18 protein-coding genes are annotated in these 25,220 nt (G+C 44.0%); 3 read left to right on the top strand and 15 right to left on the bottom strand.

Going from position 1 to position 25,220, the window contains the following annotated elements; all coding sequences use genetic code 11:
• Positions 1 to 161 precede the first annotated feature (161 nt).
• The 13 genes from FHW88_RS22690 to FHW88_RS22630 all read right to left on the bottom strand — a co-directional run bounded on the left by FHW88_RS22690 (position 162) and on the right by FHW88_RS22630 (position 18,296).
• Positions 162 to 2,099, bottom strand: coding sequence for an alpha-amylase family glycosyl hydrolase (locus tag FHW88_RS22690; RefSeq protein WP_176628004.1), 1,938 nt, complete (start codon positions 2,097 to 2,099; stop codon positions 162 to 164).
• 209 nt (positions 2,100 to 2,308) lie between these two features.
• Positions 2,309 to 3,286, bottom strand: coding sequence for a glycoside hydrolase family 43 protein (locus FHW88_RS22685; RefSeq protein ID WP_176628003.1), 978 nt, complete (start codon positions 3,284 to 3,286; stop codon positions 2,309 to 2,311).
• Positions 3,287 to 3,662: 376 nt separating this feature from the next.
• Entirely contained in the window at positions 3,663 to 4,667 is a 1,005-nt protein-coding gene (locus FHW88_RS22680; protein WP_218117271.1) for an arabinan endo-1,5-alpha-L-arabinosidase, read from the bottom strand.
• A gap of 2 nt (positions 4,668 to 4,669) precedes the next feature.
• Positions 4,670 to 6,637 (bottom strand): alpha-L-arabinofuranosidase C-terminal domain-containing protein, encoded by a 1,968-nt coding sequence (locus FHW88_RS22675; protein WP_255485400.1) that lies wholly within the window; start codon positions 6,635 to 6,637, stop codon positions 4,670 to 4,672.
• 7 nt (positions 6,638 to 6,644) lie between these two features.
• Positions 6,645 to 7,817, bottom strand: a complete 1,173-nt coding sequence (locus tag FHW88_RS22670; RefSeq protein WP_255485398.1) for an aldose epimerase family protein — start codon at positions 7,815 to 7,817, stop codon at positions 6,645 to 6,647.
• Between the two features lie 211 nt (positions 7,818 to 8,028).
• Entirely contained in the window at positions 8,029 to 8,688 is a 660-nt protein-coding gene (fsa, locus tag FHW88_RS22665; protein ID WP_090528887.1) for a fructose-6-phosphate aldolase, read from the bottom strand.
• A gap of 17 nt (positions 8,689 to 8,705) precedes the next feature.
• A complete protein-coding gene (locus FHW88_RS22660) occupies positions 8,706 to 10,406 on the bottom strand; it encodes a sodium:solute symporter family transporter (protein WP_176628002.1) in 1,701 nt (566 codons plus the stop codon).
• 507 nt (positions 10,407 to 10,913) lie between these two features.
• A complete protein-coding gene (gene araA / locus FHW88_RS22655) occupies positions 10,914 to 12,404 on the bottom strand; it encodes an L-arabinose isomerase (protein ID WP_176628001.1) in 1,491 nt (496 codons plus the stop codon).
• Between the two features lie 46 nt (positions 12,405 to 12,450).
• Positions 12,451 to 13,812, bottom strand: coding sequence for a glycoside hydrolase family 27 protein (locus FHW88_RS22650; protein ID WP_176628000.1), 1,362 nt, complete (start codon positions 13,810 to 13,812; stop codon positions 12,451 to 12,453).
• A 5-nt stretch (positions 13,813 to 13,817) separates the two neighbouring features.
• A complete protein-coding gene (locus tag FHW88_RS22645; RefSeq protein WP_176627999.1) occupies positions 13,818 to 14,516 on the bottom strand; it encodes an L-ribulose-5-phosphate 4-epimerase in 699 nt (232 codons plus the stop codon).
• Between the two features lie 7 nt (positions 14,517 to 14,523).
• Positions 14,524 to 16,230, bottom strand: a complete 1,707-nt coding sequence (locus FHW88_RS22640; protein WP_090528900.1) for a ribulokinase — start codon at positions 16,228 to 16,230, stop codon at positions 14,524 to 14,526.
• Between the two features lie 427 nt (positions 16,231 to 16,657).
• Positions 16,658 to 17,449, bottom strand: coding sequence for an alpha/beta hydrolase (locus FHW88_RS22635; RefSeq protein WP_090528903.1), 792 nt, complete (start codon positions 17,447 to 17,449; stop codon positions 16,658 to 16,660).
• Between the two features lie 172 nt (positions 17,450 to 17,621).
• On the bottom strand, positions 17,622 to 18,296 hold the full coding sequence (locus FHW88_RS22630) for an NAD-dependent epimerase/dehydratase family protein (protein ID WP_176627998.1): 675 nt from the start codon (positions 18,294 to 18,296) through the stop codon (positions 17,622 to 17,624).
• A gap of 142 nt (positions 18,297 to 18,438) precedes the next feature.
• Between FHW88_RS22630 and FHW88_RS22625 the strand changes: the two genes are divergently transcribed.
• Positions 18,439 to 20,949, top strand: a complete 2,511-nt coding sequence (locus FHW88_RS22625; RefSeq protein WP_176627997.1) for an AsmA-like C-terminal region-containing protein — start codon at positions 18,439 to 18,441, stop codon at positions 20,947 to 20,949.
• Positions 20,950 to 21,284: 335 nt separating this feature from the next.
• Complete coding sequence (locus FHW88_RS22620) at positions 21,285 to 22,145, top strand: RNA polymerase sigma factor RpoD/SigA (RefSeq protein ID WP_090528912.1); 861 nt, start codon at positions 21,285 to 21,287, stop codon at positions 22,143 to 22,145.
• 210 nt (positions 22,146 to 22,355) lie between these two features.
• Here the strand turns inward: FHW88_RS22620 and FHW88_RS22615 are convergent, their stop codons facing one another.
• Both FHW88_RS22615 and carA read right to left on the bottom strand, forming a co-directional pair.
• Entirely contained in the window at positions 22,356 to 22,853 is a 498-nt protein-coding gene (locus FHW88_RS22615) for a helix-hairpin-helix domain-containing protein (protein WP_176627996.1), read from the bottom strand.
• A gap of 122 nt (positions 22,854 to 22,975) precedes the next feature.
• On the bottom strand, positions 22,976 to 24,076 hold the full coding sequence (gene carA, locus FHW88_RS22610; protein WP_176627995.1) for a glutamine-hydrolyzing carbamoyl-phosphate synthase small subunit: 1,101 nt from the start codon (positions 24,074 to 24,076) through the stop codon (positions 22,976 to 22,978).
• A 292-nt stretch (positions 24,077 to 24,368) separates the two neighbouring features.
• On the opposite strand from carA, the gene panB reads away from it, so the two are divergent.
• Positions 24,369 to 25,184 (top strand): 3-methyl-2-oxobutanoate hydroxymethyltransferase, encoded by an 816-nt coding sequence (gene panB / locus FHW88_RS22605; RefSeq protein ID WP_176627994.1) that lies wholly within the window; start codon positions 24,369 to 24,371, stop codon positions 25,182 to 25,184.
• Positions 25,185 to 25,220: the final 36 nt, after the last annotated feature.

Here is a 25,220-nt window from a genome sequence, read left to right as displayed (position 1 = left end):
TTTAATTACTACAAAGGTAACATTAATTATTAACAATCAATTAAAAATAAGGCCATTACACGTTTAAAGTTTTCGGAAGTGTAATTCCCTGTTGAAAACTACGTCGTAAAAACAGCATTTATCAACTCCCTGAAGCCTTAACACTTAGTGTTTTAACCTCGTTATTGCTGTAAAGGAACACTGCTGTAAACATGATATTCGCCGGGTTTCAGCGTCATGGAATATTGCAATGATGTTACACTTATACTGGTTTTGGTAATGTTATCGTACCAGATTCCGGTAGCCGGGAAGCTGATATTGCCGGTTTGCGGCACCACGTCAAAATTGCCTACCACCTCAACATTCGCGCCGGCATCTTTTAGTTGGATTGTTTTAATGGGACCGGCAAGATCATAAGTATAATTGGTTGAGGCAAATACAGCGTTCTTTTCCTTCATCTTAATCATCTTTGCATAAACACCATATAAATGCCTCCTGTTAGGATCGGTGTTATAGTTCCAGTAGATAGGTTTATTGCTGGTGCGGCCTCCCTGGTTAATACTTACATCGTAACCAAGCTCGCCAAACTGCCACAGCATCTTAGGTCCCGGAACCGAGAACAGGAACGCGGCTGCCATTTCTTCGCGCGCCAAACCTGTGTTTTTATCTTTTACATTGTAGCTGCCAACCGCATTGCCATAACTTTCATTTTTAAACTGCAAGCGTTCCTCATCATGGCTTTCAAAATAGCCTACCAGGTTATACGGCTGCGTAAACGTATGCTGATCATAAAACAAACCCTGAAAATTGGAGTTGGTTAGCCAGCCCATAGTAGCTTCGTTGGCATTATAGTTCAGGTTGTTCCAAAGCATCATGCCTTCGCCGGCCAGTTCTTTTTCTTCCTGGTTAGCCGCAAAATGTTCCAGTATTACGTAGAAATTATTATTATCGATGCTTTTGATGTAGTTGTTATAATCTTTCCAGATGGCTACACGACTGGCATCATATTGGCTCCATGCGTTCACGGCTGCATCAGACGTGCCATAGTTAACCTGGGTAAAACCTTTTGAAAGGTCAAAGCGGAAACCATCTATCTTATACTCCGTCATCCAGAATTTGAGCACGTTTTTTACAAAATATTTAGTGTCGGCGCTTTCATGGTTAAACTGGTAACCTACATTGTAAGGATGCGTTGGATCCACATTATACCAGGGATTGTTGGCCGCAGGTTTGCCCGCTGTTATGTTAAAATACATCTGTACCATTGGTGATTGGCCAAAGGAATGATTAAGCACCATATCCTGGATCACCGCTATACCCCGCGAGTGGCACTCATCAATAAAAGCTTTCAAGGCGTTTTTGGTACCGTAGTATTTATCAGGCGCAAAATAAAAAGACGGATTATACCCCCATGAAAGATTACCTTCAAACTCATTAAAAGGCATCAGTTCAATAGCATTAACTCCCAGGTTTGAGAGATACTTCAAAGTATCTGTAAGGGTTTGATAGTTATGGGCATCAATAAAATCTCGTAATAATAATTCATAAATAACCAGGTTCTTTTTATCGGGGCGGGTAAAGCTGGTGTTTTTCCAGCTATACGCAGGCTGATTGGCCTGAAAAACGCTTACATTACCGGTAGTTTTCCCGGTTGGATACTTTTTTAAGTTGGGATAGGTATCTGAAGAAATGTATGAATCGTTATCAGGGTCAAGCACCTTTTCGGTATATGGATCAGCTACCTTCAATGATTTATCAATATAAAACTGATAACCATATTCAGCAGCGGGATCGATGTTATCTATTTGTACCCACCAGCGTTTGCCATCGGGTGTGTTGTTCATCACGGCCTTGGTGTCATTTACATCCCAACCGTTAAAATCACCTGTTACTGATACGGATTTTTTGCCCGGCGCATACAGGTTAAAAATTACCGATTTACCCGAATTGATAAAGGTAACCCCGTCTTTTGCACCCGCCGGCAACGCCTTTCCGGTGTTTACCACCGTATCGCCGGGAACGTTCCCGGAATCGCCCGGCAAAACTTCCTTCTTTTTGCATGAAGTAAAACCGGCCAATAAAAGTCCGGCAAGTAATAAGTAAACATTTTTAATGATCATATTTTGTTATAATTGGTTTCTTACCAAAGCAATCATAGTCAACTGGTTACAGGCCATATTGCTTCAGCAACGCAATATCAGTAAAATAATTGGTAAAATTACTTTTCATCAAATTATGTATTTATCAACCGGAATAATTCGCCCCTTGGACTATCTGTAAGGAAAACATCAAAGCCCTCCCTACCGAGGGAAGGCTTCAGTGGGACTAATTATTTGGCCGGCTTAACCCCTTCGCTGGTCATTACCACCCGCTTAATGCTTCCATCTTTATTGTAATACAAATAATCGATGCAAACGGAACGGTGGAAACTGCCCGCATCAGGCACTAACGCCCCATTATGATATATAAAATACCATTTGCCCTTAAACTCAATAATAGCCTGGTGATTGGTATTGGAGTTTCCAGCTATCTCGTTGATAATCCCTTTATATTCCCATGGCCCGTTGATATTCCGGCTCATAGCATACGCTATTTTTTCGGGGAACTCATAAGCATAAGATAAATAATACCAGCCGTTACGCTCGTGGATCCACGGCGCTTCTGTATAATGCGGCAGGGTAATCGTTTTAATCTCGCCGTCAAGCTCGGTCATGTTGCTTTTAAGTTTAGCATAATAGCAAATGCCGTTACCCCAAAACAGGTAGGCCTGCCCGTCTTTACCAATAATAACTGTTGGGTCAATATCATCCCAGGAATGCTTAACGGCTTTCGTCATATCATTGGTAACCAAAGCACTGCCGCGCGCATCCTTAAACGGCCCCAGCGGACTATCGGACACCGCTACACCGATAGCTTTACCGTGGATAGTACCATGTTCAACAGCCACATACCAGTAAAACTTGCCATTCCGTTCTATCACCTGTGAAGCCCATGCATCATCCTTAGCCCATTTAAACTCCTTAACATTCATAGGCGAAGGATGCTCTGTCCAGTTCACCATATCGGTTGTAGTGAAGCAGGTCCAGTCGTGCATAGTATAGCCGTTATGACCGGGAGCAGCTTCATCATGTCCGGTGTACAGGTATACCTTATCCTTATAAACCATAGCCGCCGGATCGGCGGTATACTTGTGCCTGATAATGGGATTACCACCCGAATGGAAAGTGGTATCGCGGGTTGTGGCATTGGCGTATGTCAGGCTGCCAAATGCCAGGCCTAATGCGATCAGGTATTGTGATATTTTCATATTGTAATCGATTTAAATTCACCGGCCAACAGGCCTGTGCTCCTTTTCCAATTCCCTCCCTTGGGAGGGGTGCGGCCGATAAGTGCGGTGGCAGGGAGGGGTTTCTACGCTTTTTATATTGACGAAATCCTTCTCTACACATGGGCATAGCCGTCAACTTAAGCAGCTATTGAACAAAATCCCCTCTCGAGAGGGGGCGCGGAGGGACGAGCGGTGCAGGGGTGTGTTTCTGCTGTAGGCTTATCAAAGCAGAGACACACCCCTCCGCCCCTCTCAAGAGGGGAATCGCACCTTCCCCGCTTTTTATTCCTTAAGTTGACGGCTATGCTCCCAGGGGGAATCGCACGGCTCTACCTTGTTTTTCAGGTTAATTAATTCATTTCCCCACTACCGGCCATCCATCAACCCAATCCAGCTTCTCTATCCTCAGTTTCGAGATCCCCCTATCCGCCGCATCATAGCCATGGAAGATGATGTAATCGACACCGTCAAAAGTACTTACGCCATTATGGCCCACGCCATACCAGTTAGTGTCACCTGCCAGCAGGATACTGCCGCCGCCCTTGTTCATGGCTATGCCTTCTTTATCCAGGTATGGCCCTTTCAGTGTTTTTGAACGCCCGATAATCATTTTGTAAGTGCTCTTCGGCCCTTTACAGCAATAATCTATCGAAGCAAATAGGTAGAAATATTTATCGTGCTTAAATATAAAGGGCGCTTCAATGGCGTTGCCGCCGGCATCAACCGGGTTACCATCAACAGCTGGGAGATTTTCTGACGCTGTTTTTCGACGTGTAGCAATGGTTGGGATGTTATTAGGGTCCTCTGCCACGCTCAACCTGTCTTTATTCAGTTTCACCAGTTTAAGACCATCCCAAAATGAGCCAAAAACCAAATATGGCGTGCCGTCTTTGTCCGTAATTAAATTGGGGTCGATGGCATTCCAATTGGTTTTGCCGGGGATAGACTGGATCACCTTACCATGGTCGACCCATTTATAGTTGGGATTATTAGTATGAAGCGTGGTATTGGTTGCTACCCCAATAGCCGAAGTATTTTTACCAAATGCCGATACCGAGTAAAAAAGGAAATATTGTCCGTTGTAAAAAGAAATATCCGGCGCCCAAATATGTCCCTTAAAACCAGCAATAGCGTCAAGAGCCCATTGCGGAGGTGTGGCAAATACTGGTTTCTCGGCTTTCCAGTGTATCCTATCTGCCGACGACCACATGGCAATGCCGTTGCCCGTACAAAAGATGTAATACGTACTATCCTGCCGGGTCATTACCGGATCGTGTACCGATATATCAGTCCTTAGTTCCTGGGCATTGCAGAAAATGCCCGGGAACAATAAGGATATGATCAATAGGATCTTTTTCAAGGCTATTTATTTTTAAGCCTTACTACTTTAAACGAGTAAGGTTCAACTGCCAGTTTTAGGGTATTGCCCGAAATATCAATCTTGCTTTCAACAGGGCTAACTGCTGTTGGCGCCGTCAAAGAGTTTTCAGCATCCTTGTCATCGGCTTTTAGTGTAGTAACCGTGGCCTGTTTTTGATAACCTTTTGAGCCGGTAATCTTAAAGCTTACATTTTGTGCCGAAGTGCTGGTATTCACAAATTTGATCACCAGTTCATTGGTATTCTTATCTAAACTGGCAGTAGCATAGCTATCATTTTGGCCGGCTACGGCTTCGTTGTTTAACGTAAGCGGCACTACATCTGTTCCTTTATTAATGGAAAACAGTTGCTGCACATAATAATTCGGCGTAGCATAACTTTTCAGGTTATCAAACCAGATCAGGTTTGGTGTCCACTGCCAGCCTTCTACGTGTGCGAAAAGAGGGGCGTATGAAGCCATGTTCACTACATCGGCATTACGCTCCAAACCGGTCATGAAGGCCGCTTCAGACAATGCACATTCCCAATTGTTTTTGTTATCGGGGTTTACGGTTGATTTGCTTTGCGCAGCATATTCACCGGCGAAGATCTTAGGGCCTTTACGGTCGTAGTTATCATAACGGCGGGCATTATCCCTAAACCATTTTGCAGGCGCATAATAATGCTCATCCAAAATATCGGCACCTAAACCGCGGAAGGTTTTATTTAACAGTTCAAACTCTTTACCATCAGGTGATGGGCCTAAAGCCGATACGATCTTGATATCCGGGTATTTAGTTTTGATGGCTTTGGTAAAGATTTTCCAACGGTCGATATATTGCGGGCCCCATTGCTCGTTACCTACACCGATCATTTTTAAATTAAACGGTGCCGGGTGACCGAGATCGGTACGCAGCTTACCCCATTTGGTGCTGGCATCGCCATTAGCAAACTCAATCAGGTCGAGCGCGTCCTGTACGTAAGGATCAAGTTTATCCAAAGGCACCAGCTCACCGGTGTTGAATTCGCAGGCCATACCGCAATTCAGGATAGGCAGAGGCGAAGCGCCAATATCCTCGGCAGTCATGAAATACTCCATAAAGCCCAGACCGAAAGTTTGGTAATAATCAGGCGTTGGACGGTGTTTAAACTCGGTATTCCAGCGGTTAATGATATTCTCGCGTTTATCAACCGCGCCGATAGTTTTTTTCCACTGATAGCGGTTGCTCAACTCGCGGCCTTCAACAATACATCCACCGGGGAAACGTAAAAAGCCGGGCTTAAGATCAGCCAATCGCTGTACCAGGTCGGCACGCAGGCCAGCCGGGCGGTTTTTCCAGGTGTGCTCGGGGAATAGGGAGATCATATCCAGGTCGATTACGCCCTTACCGCTCATCCAAACATACAATTGGGCTTTCTGCGTTGTAGCATCCGATTTAAACTTCACGCTGTAACGGTTCCATTCTTTATCAGTTGGCGTAAGTTCGGCTTTACCTATAACGGCATCGTTATCGCCGTGCAGCTCAATATTCAGTTTTACATTGGTATCACCTTCCTGTTTGGCTATCACCGAAAAGCTGTATTCCTCGCCTTCCTTAACCCCCATCCCGCGGAAACCCTCGTTCGAGAAACCGTAAAAACCGGCATCAGTTGTGATGTAGCTTTTTATAAAGTGCGCATTCTCCGGCCGTTCAACGGCACGGTTTATTACTTCTGTACGGCCATCGCCGCCGTCCTTTTTATGTTCCTTCCATCCCATCAAAGGCATGTTGAACTCAAACGAACGGTTTTTTACCAGTTCTGCATAAACACCGCCATCGGCAGCAAGGTTAATATCCTCAAAAAATATCCCATACATGGTTGGCTGAATGTGTGCCTTTACCTTATCAGCCGCTATGGTATATTGTGTTTGCGCATGCAGCGCGGTAAAAGTACCGGCAGCACACAGCATTAAAAAAGCTCTCTTTAGCATCGCTTATTTATTTGGAGAATTTGTAAATGGTTACCGTATGGTAAGTTTGGCCTGGCTTTAACACGGTTGAAGCAAACGCCGGCTGGTTTGGCGCATCCGGAAAATGCTGGGTTTCCAAACAAAACGCCGAACGGTAAGGATAGGCTTTGCCGCCTTTACCATCTTTGGTTTCGCCGGTTAAAAAATTGCCTGAGTAAAATTGCAAGCCGGGCTCTTCGGTGAATACCTCCATAGTAATGCCGGTAACTGTACTCTTAACAGTAGCAATTGGAGTGCTAAGGTCATGCTTGTTCAATACAAAGTTATGATCATAACCTTTGCCGTTTTTCAGTTGCTCATCAGCAATGCCAATGTCTTTACCAATGGTTTTTGAAGTGGTAAAATCAAATGGGGTACCTTTAACCGGCTGCAGCTTGCCTGTCGGGATCAACGTGGTATCTACCGGCAAAAATGCATCCGCATTTATTTGCAGTACATTGTCGGTAATAGTTGGGTTGCCCGCGCCATTCAGGTTAAAGTATGCGTGATTGGTTAAATTAACGATGGTAGTTTTATCGGTAGTTGCTTTATATTCAATCTTAAGCGCGTTGTCATCACCCAAAGTATAAACCACTGTTGCAGTTAAATTGCCCGGATAACCGCCTTCGCCGTCTTTTGAAATATAAGTAAATTCCAGCTGCGAAGCGCTCAGTTGCTTAGCCGCAAACACCTTTCCGTAAAAGCCGTTGAAGCCGCCATGCAGGGTGTTTACACCATCGTTAATATCCAGCTGATAAGCTTTGCCATCCAAGGTAAATTTACCTTTGGCAATACGGTTACCATAGCGGCCTATAATGGCGCCGAAATACGGCTCCTTTGGTTTTTGATAGCTTTTCAATGAATCGTAACCTAAAATAACATCGGTAGCCTTACCGTCTTTATCAGGTACCAGTAAGCTTACCAGCCTGCCGCCATAATTGGTAACGGCCACTGTTGCGCCGCTGTTATTTTTCAGGGTAAAGAGTTTTACTTTCTTCCCCTGTACATCGGCCTCAAAATTGGCCGAATCGGGTATTGACTGGGTAGTTACCGAGGTCGAATCTTTCACGGTTGAATCAGTTGCTTTTGGATTACCGTTACAAGCCGCAAAAAGCGCTGCCGAACAGCTTAACATCATTAATAAATTCTTGTTATTCTTCATAATTTGAGGTTGTTAGCTTGCTTTTTAAAGCATTTTCCGTTTAACTATTATAATTTCCGGAACAAATAAATTGGTTTAACTAATGGTTTGGGAATCAGTGAGACCAATGTATAAAAATTAATTTATAATTGTTAAAAAAACACTTAAAATATTTAATTTAAAAAAGCCCGCCTCGCGCGGGACTTTCTTATTCAAAAATCAAATATTTCAACTAAACACCTGCAGCCTTGGCATGGTCGGCCAGGAACTGCGCAAGTCCGTTATCTGTAAGCGGATGTTTTAGCAAAGCGGTAATAGCACTCAGCGGACCGGTTATCACATCGGCACCCAGCTTAGCGCAGTTAACGATGTGCATAGCATGGCGTACCGAAGCTGCCAGGATCTGTGTTTCATAACCGTAGTTATCATAAATCAGCCTGATATCTTCAATCAGTTGCAAACCATCAGTTGAGATATCATCTAAACGACCAATAAACGGTGATACGTAAGTAGCACCAGCCTTAGCCGCCAAAAGGGCCTGACCTGCCGAAAACACCAGCGTACAATTGGTTTTAATTCCTTTTTGCTTAAAATACTTTAAAGCTTTCACGCCATCTTTTATCATGGGCAGCTTTACCACAATGCGCTCGTGAAGAGCAGCCAGCGCTTCGCCTTCGGCAACCATCTCGTCAAAAGTGGTTGATATAACTTCGGCACTTACATCGCCATCGGTAATTTCACAAATGGCTTTGTAGTGGTTAATGATATTTTCATGGCCGGTAATACCTTCTTTAGCCATCAATGATGGGTTGGTGGTAACGCCGTCTAATACGCCCAGGTCGTGGGCTTCTTTAATTTGTGCCAGGTTGGCTGTGTCAATAAAAAACTTCATTTTATAAATTATTGTACTTACCAGAATTTAGCATAAAGCATGGTAAGCAGGATAAGTGTAACTACAATTAATGCCATGGTTGATTTCTCAACCTTGAACATACTACGCGGAATTTCAAATGCTTTCGGATTAACTTTCGGTCCGGCAAGGCTTATGGCCACCATCACAATAATGGTAAACATGAAAGATAGCCCCATACAAATCAGGAACGGAATCTCATAGCCGCCTTTTCCATTAGGGAAAGCTGTATAAAGCAGGGTTTCGTTACCAAACAATTTTGGTGCATAGTTATTGAACAATACCGACATGCCAAAGCCTGTCAAAATACCTGCAATAGCGGCTGCGCCTGTGGTACGTTTCCAGAAGAAACCTAAAATAAAAATGGCGAAGATCCCCGGGCTGATAAAGCCGGTGTATTTCTGGATAAAGGTGAAGCCGCCTTCGCCGCCTATGCCTAAAAGATCTTTCCAGGTAAGCATGATAGAGAACACTAATGCAGCCAAAATAGTAAGCCTGCCTACATTAACCATACTTTTTTCACTGGCCTCTTTAATGATGTGTTTTTTGTAAATATCAAGCGTAAAAATAGTACTGATACTGTTAGCCTTACCCGCAAGCGAAGCCACAATAGCAGCCGTCAAAGCCGCAACAGAAAGACCTTTCAAACCGGTTGGCAAAAAGCCCAATATAGCCGAGTAAGCATTATCCGAATTAAAGTGACCACCCGATGCCATTTCTTGTTGCAAGCCACCGTTTTTGTACAATACGTAAGCAGCAATACCCGGTAATACCACTATAACAGGCATAGCCAGTTTCATTAAACCTGCAAAAAGGATCCCTGTACGGGCAGTTTTCAGGTTAGCACCCAAAGCCCTTTGTGTGATGTATTGGTTACAGCCCCAGTAGTTCAGGTTCACTATCCACTGACCGGCAAAATACATAGCAATACCAGGCAGCGCAAGGTATTTGTTGATCTCTGCCTGCGGAGCGCCCGGTTTAGGTTTAGCCATCATCATTTTAAAGTGATCTGGTGCATCGCTCATCATTTTATTTAGACCCGCCATGGCGTCTTTGCCCAAACCAAAATGCTCGCTAACCAAAGTAAGCGCTATATAAGTGGTAGCCAAACCGCCAACAACCAGCACCAATACCTGTATAACATCGGTAAAACCGATCACCTTCATACCGCCAAGGGTAATGAACAAGGCAAAAATAGACAGCGCGATAATGATCTCGTGCAGGTATCCGCCACCCATTAAGTTGTTAATGGCCAATGCACCCAGGTAAAGTATAGAAGTTAGGTTAACTAACACATACAACAATAGCCAGAAAATGGCCATGATAAAACTTACCGTTTCATTATACCGCGTATGCAGAAATTGCGGCATGGTGAAAATCTTATTTTTGAGGTATACCGGTATAAACCATACAGCCACAATGATCAGCGCTATGGCAGCAACCCATTCGTAAGCTGCAACGGCCAAACCCACGGCAAAACCCTGTCCGCTGGTGCCTATAAATTGCTCGGCAGATATATTCGACGCGATTAGCGAAGCACCAATGGCCCACCATGTAAGCGACCCCTCGGCCAGGAAAAAGTCGTGACTATCAGATACGCCTTTGATCTTTTTACGGCTGTATACCCAGTACCCGTAGCTCGTAACTACAATAAAATAGATTACGAAGATCACGTAATCGATAGTGGAAAATTTGTTCATTATTTGGTTTAAAATTTAGTTTTATTGGGAGTTTATTAGTTTATGGCTTACTTGCGATTTGCATTTAGTTTTATTTCCTTATTAGTACTGTTACAACTACAGATACCCATTATTAATAGTTGTGTGTTATTTATGCTAACCGAGTATTTCTTTTCAATTTTTAATATCAATTATTAAACATCATCATCAGGGCGTTACCTGCGGCCGGGCTATCCGCTCATACTGCACAAGGCCTTATTCACTGGCCGGTATCCGCTGCTATCCCTAACGCGTTTTATTACTTATGTCATTGCGAGCGTAGCGCGGCAATCTCGTAGCCATGCTCTGTAAGGCGGCTATGCATTGCTACGAGATTGCCACGTCGCCCCGTTTGCACAATCCCTTACCGCTCCTCGCAATGACATTTTATTTTTTACGTCATCCTCGTCTGCCGCCACTCGGCCGGAGTCGGGCGGCGGCTTTTTATATTTTTTAAAGTCCCCCTTTCAGGGGGAGATTTAGAGGGGGCTATTTATAAGCCGCGTCATTCCACCTGATCTCGTTCCTGAACTGATCAAGCTTGGTGTCTTTGCCTATACGCAAAAACTCGATACCAGCCATATCAGCGAAATCATTGATCAACTCGGCCGACAGGTTTTGGCTGTATGCGGTGTGGTGTGCACCACCGGCGTAGATCCAGGCCGCGCAACCGGTTTTCATATCGGGCAGTGGCTTCCAAAGCACCCTTGCAACTGGCAATTTCGGCAGGTCTTCAATAGGCTCAATGGCTTCAACCTCGTTAACAATTAAACGGAAACGGTTACCCATATCCACGATAGAAGCGTTCAACGCAGCACCGCCAGCCACGTTAAATACCAAACGTGCCGGATCGGCCTTACCGCCAATGCCTAAAGCATGTACTTCTAACGCTGCTTTGCCATTAGCTAAGCTGCTGTCAACCTCAAGCATGTGTGAGCCTAAAACCAAGGCATTGTTCGGATCAAAGTGGTAAGTATAATCTTCCATGAAAGCGTTACCGCCTGGTAAACCAGCACCCATTACTTTGAATGCACGTACCAGGGCAGCAGTTTTCCAGTCGCCTTCACCAGCAAAACCGTAACCATCGGCCATTAAGCGCTGCGAAGCAATACCCGGTAACTGGATCATGCCGTGCAGGTCTTCAAACGTATCGCTGAAACCTTTGAAGCCGCCATCTTGTAAAAATTTACGTAAGCCAAGTTCAATTTTAGCAGCGTCATAAACCGACTGATACCTCGCACCGCCTTGCTTAAGGTCATCGGCCATAGTGTAAGTAGCCTCGTACTCATCTGTAAGGGCTTTAACCTCAGCATCGCTGATGCTGTCAACAACGGCAACCAGATCGCCGATACCATAAGTATTTACCGCGAACCCAAATTTCAATTCGGCCTCAACTTTATCACCATCGGTAACAGCTACAAAGCGCATGTTATCGCCAAAGCGAACAAATTTAGCGCCTTGCCAGTCGTACCAGCCTGCTGCCGCACGGCTCCAGCTTTCAATGTCTTTCAATACTTCGCTATCCTGCCAGTGGCCAACAACTACTTTACGGTTCAAGCGCATACGTGATACCATGAAACCGAATTCCCTGTCGCCGTGGGCGCTTTGGTTCAGGTTCATGAAATCCATATCAATTGAACTCCATGGAATATCGCGGTTATATTGGGTATGCAGGTGCAGCATCGGTTTTTTAAGGATGCTTAACCCACGAATCCACATTTTAGCAGGCGAAAAAGTATGCATCCAGGCAATAACACCGATACAGTTTTCAGCAACGTTAGCCTGCTGTAAAGTGTTATAGATTTCTTCGGTTGATTTAACAACTGGTTTGTACACTACCCGCACAGGAATATTGGCAGCGCCATCAATACCTTTAGCAATTTCCTGCGAGTGCTCGGCAACTTTTTTCAGTGTTTCTTCTCCGTATAAATTCTGGCTCCCGGTTATGAACCATACTTCAAATGTTTTCAGATCGATCATTATAATTAATTATTGATTTAGCGAATGAGTGATTTAGTGAATTGGTTTAGTTTTTTGGCGACAGCCTGAATAATGCTGCGCCGTGTTTGTTTATTTTTTGCTGATAGCTTGTTTTGTACTGGCCAACATCCTGTTTTTTCCACAGGTCGCGTACAGTTACCTTGCCTTTCAGGCCCAGGTCTTTGAAGTTCAGGGATACGGATTTATCATCATCGCCGATATTGAAAAAGGCGGCATAAATATCCTTGCTGCCGGGGATCTGCGAATACCAGATCATGGCGCCACCTTTTTTGTATAACTGCTTGGGATTCGATCCTTTTTGGTTTACCGCAATTACCTCATCATTGGTAAAAAGCTTCAACTCAAAATCGCGGTTCTCGGGCAGGTTGCCTCCTATCATCAGTGGTGAACGGAAGATACTCCAAAACGTCATATGGGTATATTCCTCATCTTCAGTAAAACGGCTAAAGCGCTCCTGGCCTACAGGTCCACGTTTACTCAGCTTGCCAATCTGGATCATGTCGCAATCGGGCCAGTGACCGGGGCCGCTTACGCCTTCCCAGCTTTTAGCATAATCAAACATGTGCAGGATCTCTTTCCAGTTATCCCAAAAATCATCAGCCATGCGCCACATATTGGCATATTTGGTAGCATGAGCCGCTTGCGCAACCGGGGTTTCACCGGGCGATAAGCTTAATACAACAGGCCTGCCGCATTGCTGAATGGCTTTCTGATAACCTTCAACCTCGGCATTACTATATGGGCGTGAAAGGTCATCTACCTTAATAAAATCAACTCCCCACGAAGCATAAAGCTCCAGCAGCGAGTTCAGGTATTCCTGCGCGCCGGGCTTTTTCATATCCAGCCCGTACATGTGGTTCATCCATGGGCATTTTGAGTTGGTGTCAGCCACCATATCGGCAGTAATGCCATTGGTACCTTTAACCGGCGATTTTGACCAAACAGCTTGTCTCGGGATGCCGCGCATAACGTGGATCCCAAATTTTAAGCCTTTGCTGTGAATATAATCGCCCAGCGGTTTAAAACCGTTACCGCCAAACGCTGATGGAAATTTAGTGGGTTGCGGAGTTAACCTTCCCCATTTATCCATAGTTAACCATGGAACATATGAACCATCCTGTAAACGCAATTGGAAGGGGTTGCCGATATTGCTGCCCGGCGGGTTATCGTACGACCATAAAAAGTCGACTACCACATACTCCCAGCCATGTCGTTTCAGATGCTCTGCCATGTAATCGGCATTGGCCTTAACTTCATCTTCATGTACTGCCGAACCAAAACAGTTATAACTGTTCCAGCCCATAGGCGGTGTAGCTGCCACCTGTGCCGATAAACGGGTGCAGGCAAAAAAACAAAGCAGCAGGAAAAACAGGTTTATTTTTTTCATCAGGCTTATTGTCCGTAATATGAATCGGGTCCGTGTTTACGTTCGTAATGCTTTTTAATTAGTGCATCTTTTAAGCGGGGGGCGCTTTTATCAATTTGCTCGGTAAGGTAAGCCATCTGGGCTACAGCTTCCAGTACGGCGCTGTTATACACCGCTTTTTCGGCGGTTTTACCCCAGGTAAACGGCGCGTGGTTACCAACCAACACCATTTCAACCTCTTTATAATCCAGGCCTTTTTCTTCAAAGCATTCCATGATCTGGAAACCGGTTTGATACTCGTAGTTACCTTTAATCATTTCGTCATTCATGGGTGGGGCGCAAGGGATATCAACCGTTAAATGATCTGCATGGGTAGTACCGAAGATCGGGATATCACGTTGCGACTGTGCCCAGGCTGTTCCGTAGGTGGAGTGTGTATGCACAATACCATTGATGCCTTCCCAGTGTTTATAAAGTACGGCATGTGTTTTGGTATCGCTTGATGGGCGCAGATCGCCTTCGATGGTGTTGCCATCAAAATCAACGATTACCATTTTTTCCGGTGACAAGTCTTCATAAGGCACGCCGCTTGGTTTTATCGCAAATACACCTAATTCCCTGTCGGCGGCGCTTACGTTACCAAAAGTGAACAGCACCAGGCCCAATTTGGGCAGCTGCATATTGGCATTATAGGCACTAAGCCTTATATGATCATATTTACTCATGTCTTTATTAAGCGTTTTGCAGTTCAGGATTATTTTTCAAAGCAACTTCGGCAGCTACAAACTTGCCCAATATGCTGTATTGGTTATAGCGTTGCTGATAAACTTCCTTCAACGCGATGTTTGGCTCATAAACCACGTCAAAGCCGCGGCCCATGGCTGTCATAGCCTCTTCGATAGTTGGGTAGATACCGGCAACCACCGCAGCAAACATCGCAGCGCCCAAAGCACAGGTATGTTTAAACTGGTGAATGCGGATAGGCATTCCCAAAACATCAGCCATCATTTGCATCACGAAAGGTGATTTTTTTGCTACGCCGCCGATACCGATGATCCCTTTAACCGGGATACCCTCGCTGATAAAGCGGTCAACAATGCTCTTGGCACCAAAGCAGGTGGCCTCGGCCAGCGCACGGAATACCCGTGGTGCATCGCTGCCTAAACCCAAACCGGTAATAGCTCCTTTTAATTCCTGGTTGGCATCCGGTGTACGCCTGCCGTTAAACCAATCAATAGCCAGCTCATTGCTTTCTTCGATGGGTAACAATGCTGCCTGCCTGCTCAATTCAGGGATGATCATTTCTGAAATTTCTTCCTTCAACGCTTCGGCAGTGGCCGCGTCAATTACCTGCGATTGTGAAAGCAGGTTATTTAATGGCCAGGCCAGGATGTTTTTGAACCAGGCATAAGTATCACCAAAAGCCGATTGACCAGCCTCTAAACCTGCCATTCCCGGAATAACCGAGCCATTCACCTGTCCGCAGATACCGCGTACCAGTTTGCCTTCCATCTCTGATGTTGGGGCAACCAGGATATCGCAGGTTGATGTGCCCATTACCTTGCTCAGGTGATAAGGCTCAATCTGACCGCCAACAGCGCCCATGTGCGCGTCAAAAGCGCCGGTACCTACAATCACATCGGTTGAGAGTCCCAATATCTCCGCCCACTCCGCGCTAAGGTTTCCGGCTGCTTCATCGGCCGTGTATGTATCTTCATATAATTTATCCCTGAAACCAGCCAGCACCGGATCAAGAGAAACAAAAAATTCTTCAGGAGGCAGGCCATTAAATTCTTCGGCCCAAAGGGCTTTGTGACCAGCAGAGCAACGGCCGCGTTTAATGGCCTTAACATCGGTACCACCGGTTAACAGGAAGGGGACCCAGTCGCAATGCTCGACCCATGAGGCAGCAGCATCACGTACACTTTTATCAACCCTTAGTACATGCAGCAGTTTAGCCCAAAACCACTCTGACGAGTAGATACCGCCAACATATTTCAAATAATTGGTATCAAATTTTGCAGCATGTTCATTGATCTGCGCTGCTTCTTTAACCGAAGTATGATCTTTCCACAATACAAACATGGCATTGGGGTTAGTTTCAAAACCGGGGGTTAAGGCAAGCGGAGTACCGGCAGCATCAACCGCAACGGGGGTTGAGCCGGTGGTATCAACAGAAATGCCTTTTATATTTTTTGCGATGGCTTCACCGCCGGCCTGTGCAATACAATCTTTAATAGTGGCTTTAAGTCCGTCGATATAATCCTGCGGATGCTGGCGGAACTGGTTTTCGGCAGGTACACAATACTTGCCATCGCGCCAACGGGGGTAATTAAATACTGATGATGCTATTTCTTCTCCGTTGGCCGCGTTTACTATCACGGAGCGCACGGAGTCAGACCCGTAATCAACCCCGATCACTAATTGGTTATTGCTCATATAAAGATTTATAATTATTGTCGAAATAACACTTAATTTTTGACAAAGAAAAATTTTATTTAAAATTTTATTCAGATAAAATGCATTATTTACTTAAAGGAACCTTTTGGCCTGTAAAAAAGTCATTACATAGTTCAAGTACCTGTCGAAAAAATCGCCGGTACGTCTATTCAGCCCGGCAATAATTAGTGTTCTTTTAACAATATAAAATAAGCTTTACAAAACGGATTGGCTGTTTTGGGGTGGTAAAACGTTTAATTTACTCATACAGTATATAGCGTTGCCGTTACTAAAAATGAATCCGGCGCACTGGGAAAATCAAATAACATCTTTGCCCTTGTGACAACACTTTTCCGGCAAACCAATAAAAAAGCGGAACAGTCAATCACGACCAATTCCGCTTAAAACTGTAACAAAAACTATCTGATTATTTAACGCCATTTGCCGCGTCCATGATGACTTTGGCAACGGCCTCAGGCTGCGAAATGAAGATCACGTGGCTGCCTTTTACCTCTGTTACTTTTGCACCGGCACGTTTGTACATGGTACGCTCAACATCGGGCACAATGCTTTTATCTTCGGTGGCCACTATAGCATAGCTTGGTTTGGTTTTCCATGCCGCTTCGGCAACAGGCGTAACAAAACATTGAACCGAAGTTGGCCCCTGCGATGCAAACATGAAGTCGGCTTCGGCTTTACTTAGGTCGCCGGCAAAACCGCCATGAAATTTGGCTTTATCATAGTAAACAAAACCTTTATCATCCGGCGGCAAAATACCGTTTTCGGGAGCCGGAGGAGCCGACTGTACCCATTTTATCGTATTTTCCCCTTTATCGGGCATAAAAGCGGCTATATAAACCAACGCTACTACTTTTGAATTATTCCCGGCTTCGGTAATTACCGTACCACCATAAGAGTGGCCTACCAATACCGTCGGGCCATCCTGTTTATCCAGGATCCGGTTGGCAGCGTCAACATCGTCCTTTAAAGAAGTAAGCGGGTTTTGCACCACGGTAACATTATAACCTTTTTTTGTAAGGATATTGTACACGGCCTTAAAGCCCGAGCCATCGGCAAAGGCCCCATGCACTAATACAATGTTTTTAACAGGCTGTGCCTGGGCAGCGGCCTTAAAAGTAAAGGCAAACAAGCTGCCTAATAAGATAGTCGCCGCAACTAAATGTGCTTTTAAGCGGCCTTTCATGAATTTTGTGTTCATTTTTTACTAGAGTTTAAGTTTCATAAATAATACTGTTGACAGCACCATTTCAAAGCTTGCTCCAAAAACACAAAATACTATTAATCAATGCATTAATTAAAATACAGCTACCCAACATTTACGATATATCGGGTTTTACACGATAGCTTTCTCCATATATCATTACCCATTGTTAGCTATTCGCCATGGCAACAATATCTTTTCCATCTAATATCCAGCGGCCGGCGCTGCGGTTCGCGGTATTGATCATGGCTTTCCCAACTTCCTCAAGCGTAATAAAACCTTTTGGGTAAATAAGGCGGCCTATGGGGTACATCCAACTGATGTATTTATAAAACGGCAATGTGTTTTTTGCCCCCTTAAAGCTTTTCATAAATCCCGGCCTGAAGTTGAATACCTGTTTGAAGGGCAGCTTCATCAAATCATTTTCGGTTTTGCCTTTTACCCGGGCCCACATACTGCGGCCTTTTTCTGTACTGTCTGTACCGGCACCAGATACATAACAAAAAGTCATATCCGGATTAATTCGGCTCAAAATTTCGGCCACGTGCATAGTGAGCAGGTAAGTCACTTTATAATAAGCTTCTTCGCTCATCCCTACCGACGAAACGCCTAAACAAAAAAAGCAGGCATTGTAACCTTCTAACTGATCCTGAATGGGTGTAAGGTTAAAAAAATCAGTATGTATAATTTCCTTTAGTTTAGGATGTGTTACACCGCAGGGTTTACGGTTAATAACTAATACTGCTTCAACCTTATCGCTCAATAAGCATTGGTGCAATGCACCCTCGCCTACCATGCCGGTGGCTCCTGTTATAATAGCCCTTACTTTATTGGTTGTTTCCATGATACTGATGTAGCCGATTATACCTTTAAAATATTGTATCTTATAGCAGATTTATTTACCTATTCCTATACCGTGTGTTAATTATATGTTACAATACAAACAATTATATAACCATAACGCTTTAACAATAAATTAGTTGAAGATGCCGAAATGGTTAAAGGTAACCTTAAAGATCGCCGGAGCGCTTGTTGGTTTAATTATAATTATGTTTACTGCCTTTACTGTTTATGTTAATAATAATAAACAGAAGGTGCTTGCTATGATCACCTCCGAGCTTAATAAAAACCTGAACGGCACACTAACCATTGGCACTATTGATCCAACATTATTTAAAGGTTTTCCGGGAGTGTCTGTCGAACTGAAAGATGTAGTACTGAAAGATAACCGCTGGGCGCAACATCATCATACATTGCTTACCGCCAAAGAGCTTGAAGTATCCGTAAATGCCTCGGCCCTTTTAAAGGGCGAAGTGGTAATCAATAAAGTCGATATCAGCAATGCTGATATCGACCTGTTTACCGACAGCACCGGTTATAGCAATACATCTATATTTAAAACAAAACCTACAGTTGAAAAAGACCCGAAAGAAAAACAAACCAGCTCTTCCACACAAATTGGCAGATTTTCTTTAAACAAGGTAAACTTTGTTGTTGACGATCGTCATGCTTCCAAACTGTTCAAATTTGCGGTTAACGATATCCAGGGCCGGATGGAGTATCCTGCTAAAGGGTGGAACGCCGATATCGACCTGAATACCATGGTAAACAGCTTTTCCTTTAATACCAAAAAGGGGAGCTTCATGAAAAACAGGCTGCTCAAGGGGCATTTTGATATTAGCTATAATTATGACTCGCAGGTTATTAACGTAGCACCTAATAACTTAAATATAGGTGATGACACATTCAACGTTACTGCCAGGTTTGAGCTTAAAAAACCTGAAACCCCTTTTACAATTAACTTAAAGGTTAATGACATTTTATGGACCAGCGCTGCCAATCTGCTTGCGGCCAACATCACCAAAAGCCTCAAAATGTTCGACCTGAAAAAGCCCATTGATGTAACCTGCGATCTGAGAGGGGCTTTCGGCGTTAAGGGCGATCCATCTATTTACGTTACTGCCAAGGCAAAGAATAACGTTTTGAAAACCCAGGGCGGTACAATCGAAAATTGCAGCTTTAACGGAACGTTCAGCAACAACTATATTAATGGCAGGGGTCTGGGCGATGAAAATTCGGTAATCAGGCTTTATCATTTTAACGGCAACTATAAAGAAATCCCTTTTACTATCGATACTGCGTTTATCAACAACCTGAATACACCTGTCGCCACAGGGATTTTCAGGTCACGCTTTCCGGTTAGCAAACTCAACGCCATCATAGGAGATGAAAGCCTTAAATTTACTAAGGGGATTGCCGATCTGAAACTGGCTTATAAGGCTGATATCGTGAATTTCAAATTCACCAAACCCTTCGTTACCGGTAATGTAGATATAAAAAATGCAGATGTAAGTTACCTGCCCCGCAACCTGGTATTTAAAAACAACTCCATTGCCTTAAAATTTACCGATAAAGATCTCTACATAAATAATATCCGCCTGCAAAATGGCGGTAGCGTAGTGTACATGCAGGGTAAGGTGAGCAATTTCCTCAACCTGTATTATACCGATCCACAAAAGATTTTGATTGTATGGCAGATCACCAGTCCGCAGATATATCTTGGCGAGTTTTTAGGCTTCCTGAACAACCGCGGATACGAACGCAGTAAAAGCAGTGCAGGAACGGGCAAAAGGATGTCCAATGCTAAAATTACCAGCCAGCTTAATACCGCCTTTGATAAAGGGCAGGCCGAACTTCATCTGCGCTTAGCCAAAGTATATTATAAAAAGTTTTTGGCGACAGATGTTAATGCCGATATCCTTTTAGCCGACAACACCATGAAAATGCGCAATGTAAGCCTTAAAAGCTCGGGCGGGTCATTAAACTTAAGCGGCCTGGTACAGCAGGGACCAATCAATAATTTTGCTATCAGTACTACCATTAACCATGTTAATACTAATACATTCTTTGCATCGTTTAACAATTTTGGGTTAAAGGATTTTACGAGTGATAACCTCAGGGGCTTCCTTTCGGCAAGGGCCGATATTAAGGGGGGGATCAATAATGCGGGTAACCTGGTACCTAAATCAATAAGGGGAACCGCTATGGTAAACCTGAAAGAGGGTGCCCTGGTCAATTTTTCGCCGATAAAAAGTGTGGGTAAGTTTGCTTTTCCCTTCCGCGATCTGGATAACATTACTTTTAGTGACCTGAAAGCCCAATTTGATATCAATGGCGATAAAATCAAAATTGCGCCCATGCAAATTAACTCCAGCGTGCTCAATATGGACATTGAGGGTACTTATTCGCTATCGCGGGGTACTAACATTGCACTTGATGTACCGATACGAAACCCGAAGAATGACAGCAAAATAGCAGATGAAACCGAACGTAATAAAAAACGTATGAAAGGCATTGTTTTACACATACTTGCCACCGATGGCGATGAAGGTAAAATAAAAATTAAGTGGAACAAAAACCATAAAAAAACAAAAGCAGATGATGATGAGCAGAAGACAGATGACACCCAACAAGCGCCTGAACCTAAACAAGATTAGCTTAATTGCATACAATCGTTACTTTAACCGTTGTTTCATGGTGTTTAAATGACACTATAATAGCAAATAAATGTTTATCTTTGTGCTGTTCATTATAGGGTAATATGTTGATTAAACATTTATTGGTTAGCACATTATTTTAAAACTTTTAAACCGCTCGTTCCTTACAGCAATAATATCAGAAGAAAACCCTCGTTTTAAATATTAAATACTTATCCCGGGTTCACAAATAAAGAAGGAAGCAAAGTTTAATGTAGTCTGTTTTAACTCCGGTTGTTTAACCCGGCACATGTATCTTATTGAACCGTTTTTAGCTTAATAATCTGTATTAAAAAATGAGACAACTTAAAATATCCCAATCAATCACTAACCGCGAATCGGCATCGCTCGAAAAATACCTGCATGATATTGGCAAGGTAGATTTGATCACAGCTGAGGAGGAAGTGATCCTGGCGCAAAAGATCCGTGAGGGCGACCAGGTAGCGTTAGAACGTTTGACAAAAACAAACCTTCGCTTTGTGGTATCGGTTGCTAAGCAGTACCAAAACCAGGGCCTTACCCTGGGCGACTTAATAAACGAAGGAAACCTTGGTTTAATTAAAGCGGCAAAACGCTTTGACGAAACCAAAGGCTTTAAATTTATTTCATATGCCGTATGGTGGATCCGTCAGTCAATCCTGTCGGCCATTGCCGAGCAATCGCGTATTGTGCGTTTACCACTGAACCAAATTGGTTCATTGAGCAAAATACACAAAGCAGCTTCAAAACTGGAGCAGGAATTTGAAAGACAGCCAACACCCGAAGAACTTGCAGACAACCTGGAAATTTCGGTTGATAAAATTGCCGATTCGATGAATAACGCCGGCAGGCAGATTTCAATGGACGCACCTTTTATCCAGGGTGAAGAAAACACCTTGCTTGACGTATTGGCCAGCTCTGATGCAGCAACCGATACCGAAGTAATGGCCGATTCATTATCACAGGAAATTAAACGCTCATTAGGCATCCTTGCCGAGCGCGACCGTGAAGTGCTGATGTTATTTTTTGGCCTTGGTGGCCATGCACCTCACTCATTAGAGGAAATAGGTGAAAAATTTGATTTAACCCGCGAGCGTGTCCGCCAGTTGAAAGACAAGGCTTTGATGCGTTTACGCCACAATTCAAAATCAAACCTGTTACAATCATACTTAAACTAATCCAGGATATCCGCCTGAGTTTTTATACCAAAACCGCGAATGAGATTTCATTCGCGTTTTTTTTTGTGGGATGATGTTTTTAATTCCCTCCCTTGGGAGGGATGTGTTGGAATGTGTAATGACAGGGAGGGGTTTATACAACATTGCCCAATTGAAGAAACCCCTCCCTACACCCTCCCAAGGGAGGGAATCGCACAATCCCGTACTTTTTTATTTACTCCCCGCAAACCCTTTCCCCTTACGATACTGCGGCAACTCGTACCACGCCTTTGCAGGTCGGCTTGCAGGGAAGCCATGCTCGGCCCGGTAAGCTTTTCGCTCGGCAGTGAAATGCCACCAGCTTTTGCCAGTGTTACCATGTTTAATATAATCTGCCAATAATCGGTATGAATCCTCCACGCATGGATCGGCCCAGGCACCCACATGCCGTTCAAATGCATTGAATAGTTCAACCGGGTCTTTTCCTTCCAGTTGTTGTAATGAGTAATACCCTTGCTGTATCAGTTCAGTTGCAAAATTGATCCCTAATGACGGAATACTTTGGAACTCAATCAACGCGTTGATCTCCCTGGCACGTTCGGTATCCGCATTCAATATCATTGCAACTTCATCCGGGGCGAAAGTAGTGAGATCGGCTATTTTTGTTTTTTGAGCCCGGAGAATAGCTTTCTCTTCTGCCGTTAAAAGCAGGTTAATTGATTTCTTCATAATTCAGGCAGGTATATAACTAAGTTAAAAAGGAATCCTGAGAAATAAAAAAGCCTTCCAAACTAAATTGAAAGGCTTTCGAACATCCGCACATTTAAAATCTGTACAGGTGCAATCAAAATTTATTTCATCAATTTGATAAAGTCATCAAACAAATACCTTGAATCATGCGGACCAGGTGAAGACTCAGGGTGATATTGCACCGAGAAGGCTTTTTTACCTTTTACGCGAATGCCTTCGATAGATTGGTCGTTCAGGTTAACGTGGGTGATCTCTACCTTATCCGAAGCACGTACGGCTTCCGGCACTACACCAAACCCATGGTTTTGAGAAGTAACCTCGCAATGGTTAATGATGATATTTTTTACCGGGTGGTTTAAACCACGGTGACCGTTAAACATTTTTTGAGTTGGGATATCGTTAGCCAAAGCCAGCAACTGGTGGCCTAAGCAAATACCGAACATCGGCTTATCAGCAGCTAAAATCTCCTTTACAGTTTCAACCGCATAAGGCATCGCTGATGGATCGCCGGGACCGTTTGAAATGAAATAGCCTGTAGGGGCAAAATCTTTCTCCATTTCGGCATAAGTAGTTTTTGCAGGGAATACTTTGGCATAAACCTCGCGCGAATCAAAATTGCGAAGGATGTTTTTCTTTACACCAAGGTCAAGCACCGCTACACGATAAGGAGCATCCTCGCTGCCAAAAGTATAGGTTTCGGTAGTTGATACCTGCGATGAAAGCTCCAGGCCATCCATAGAAGGCACCAGGTCAAGTTTTGCTTTCAGTTCATCCAGGTCTAATATTTCTGATGAAATGATGGCGTTCATAGCGCCTTTATCACGAATGTGGCGAACAAGCTGACGGGTATCTATATCAGATATACCAACTATGTTTTGCTCCTGGAAATAATCCTGTATCGATTCATCGGCCTGTTTACGGCTGTAGGCGATGTTATAGTTTTTGCAAACCAGGCCTGCAATCTGGATCCTGCCCGATTCAACTTCTTCGTTAGCAATACCGTAGTTACCAATGTGCGCATTGGTGGTTACCATAATTTGCCCAAAGTATGAAGGGTCGGTAAAAATTTCCTGGTAGCCGGTCATGCCGGTATTAAAACAAATCTCGCCGGTGGTAGTACCCATTTTGCCCGCAGCTTTACCGTAAAAAACGGTACCGTCGGCAAGCAGCAATATAGCCGGTAATTTGGTGAAATAATTCATCGCTTAAAAAAATTGAAAGGGTTAAATGATCGGATCGCCTGGTTCAAAGCCCCGTGAAAACTGATAGAAATATTGAAGTAAGGAACTTCCGGATTCACGGCGCAAAAGTAGAAAATAATTTCGGATTTCGGGTGTGAGATTTTGGAATTATTTTGATTTCGGATTTATTAGGCTTTCTGCCGATAAAATAACAAATCAAAAACAGAAAAATCCGAAATCGAAATTTCGAAATCCGAAATCCAATTAATCCAAAATCAAAAAGTACCTTTGCACTGCGATAACACATTTATCAATGTCTGTAAATAAAGAAATAAAGCGTATCACCACCAATACCATCCAGGAGATGAAGGTTCGTGGCGAAAAGATCTCTATGCTTACCGCATATGACTATTCGATGGCTACCATAGTCGACGATGCCGGGACTGATATCATCCTTGTTGGTGATTCGGCCTCCAATGTGATGGCGGGTCACGAAACTACGCTGCCTATAACGCTCGACCAGATGATCTATCATGCATCATCTGTGGTACGTGCGGCTAAACGTGCATTGGTGGTTGTCGATCTGCCTTTTGGATCATACCAGGGCAACTCAAAGGAAGCGCTGAACTCAGCCATCCGCATTATGAAGGAAGCCGGGGCACACGCCGTTAAAATTGAAGGCGGCGTTGAAATAGCCGAATCAGTTAGCCGGATCTTAACCGCCGGCATCCCGGTAATGGGGCACCTTGGCCTTACACCGCAATCCATATATAAATTTGGAACGTACACCGTACGCGCCAAACATGAAGCCGAGGCACAAAAACTGCGTGATGATGCCCTTAAACTCCAGGAACTTGGCTGCTTTGGTATTGTATTGGAAAAAATCCCGGCCAAACTGGCGCAGGAAGTATCTGAAAGTCTGCAAATCCCTACAATAGGTATCGGCGCTGGTCAGCATTGCGACGGCCAGGTACTGGTAATCCATGATATGCTGGGGATTAACAAAGGCTTTAAGCCCCGCTTTTTACGCCAATACTCCAACCTGTATGATATCATGCACGATGCGATCAAAAATTACAATACCGACGTAAAAAGTAACAGTTTCCCTAACGAGAAAGAGCAGTATTAATTAGCCTATAGTTGATAGTTTATAGATCATAGTAAA

The sequence above is a fragment of the Mucilaginibacter sp. SG538B genome (assembly GCF_013376065.1).
In the GTDB taxonomy this organism is placed as follows: domain Bacteria; phylum Bacteroidota; class Bacteroidia; order Sphingobacteriales; family Sphingobacteriaceae; genus Mucilaginibacter; species Mucilaginibacter rubeus.
This window is presented reverse-complemented; position numbering and strand designations above follow the sequence as displayed.

Coding starts and splice junctions, on each gene's coding strand:
- FHW88_RS22635 (WP_090528903.1), bottom strand. CDS start 17,449: ATGAACACAAAATTCATGAAAGGCCGCTTAAAAGCACATTTAGTTGCG.
- FHW88_RS22630 (WP_176627998.1), bottom strand. CDS start 18,296: ATGGAAACAACCAATAAAGTAAGGGCTATTATAACAGGAGCCACCGGC.
- FHW88_RS22625 (WP_176627997.1), top strand. CDS start 18,439: ATGCCGAAATGGTTAAAGGTAACCTTAAAGATCGCCGGAGCGCTTGTT.
- FHW88_RS22690 (WP_176628004.1), bottom strand. CDS start 2,099: ATGATCATTAAAAATGTTTACTTATTACTTGCCGGACTTTTATTGGCC.
- carA (WP_176627995.1), bottom strand. CDS start 24,076: ATGAATTATTTCACCAAATTACCGGCTATATTGCTGCTTGCCGACGGT.
- FHW88_RS22645 (WP_176627999.1), bottom strand. CDS start 14,516: ATGAGTAAATATGATCATATAAGGCTTAGTGCCTATAATGCCAATATG.
- FHW88_RS22675 (WP_255485400.1), bottom strand. CDS start 6,637: ATGCTAAAGAGAGCTTTTTTAATGCTGTGTGCTGCCGGTACTTTTACC.
- fsa (WP_090528887.1), bottom strand. CDS start 8,688: ATGAAGTTTTTTATTGACACAGCCAACCTGGCACAAATTAAAGAAGCC.
- FHW88_RS22670 (WP_255485398.1), bottom strand. CDS start 7,817: ATGAAGAATAACAAGAATTTATTAATGATGTTAAGCTGTTCGGCAGCG.
- FHW88_RS22650 (WP_176628000.1), bottom strand. CDS start 13,812: ATGAAAAAAATAAACCTGTTTTTCCTGCTGCTTTGTTTTTTTGCCTGC.
- FHW88_RS22660 (WP_176628002.1), bottom strand. CDS start 10,406: ATGAACAAATTTTCCACTATCGATTACGTGATCTTCGTAATCTATTTT.
- FHW88_RS22615 (WP_176627996.1), bottom strand. CDS start 22,853: ATGAAGAAATCAATTAACCTGCTTTTAACGGCAGAAGAGAAAGCTATT.
- FHW88_RS22640 (WP_090528900.1), bottom strand. CDS start 16,230: ATGAGCAATAACCAATTAGTGATCGGGGTTGATTACGGGTCTGACTCC.
- FHW88_RS22685 (WP_176628003.1), bottom strand. CDS start 3,286: ATGAAAATATCACAATACCTGATCGCATTAGGCCTGGCATTTGGCAGC.
- araA (WP_176628001.1), bottom strand. CDS start 12,404: ATGATCGATCTGAAAACATTTGAAGTATGGTTCATAACCGGGAGCCAG.
- FHW88_RS22620 (WP_090528912.1), top strand. CDS start 21,285: ATGAGACAACTTAAAATATCCCAATCAATCACTAACCGCGAATCGGCA.
- panB (WP_176627994.1), top strand. CDS start 24,369: ATGTCTGTAAATAAAGAAATAAAGCGTATCACCACCAATACCATCCAG.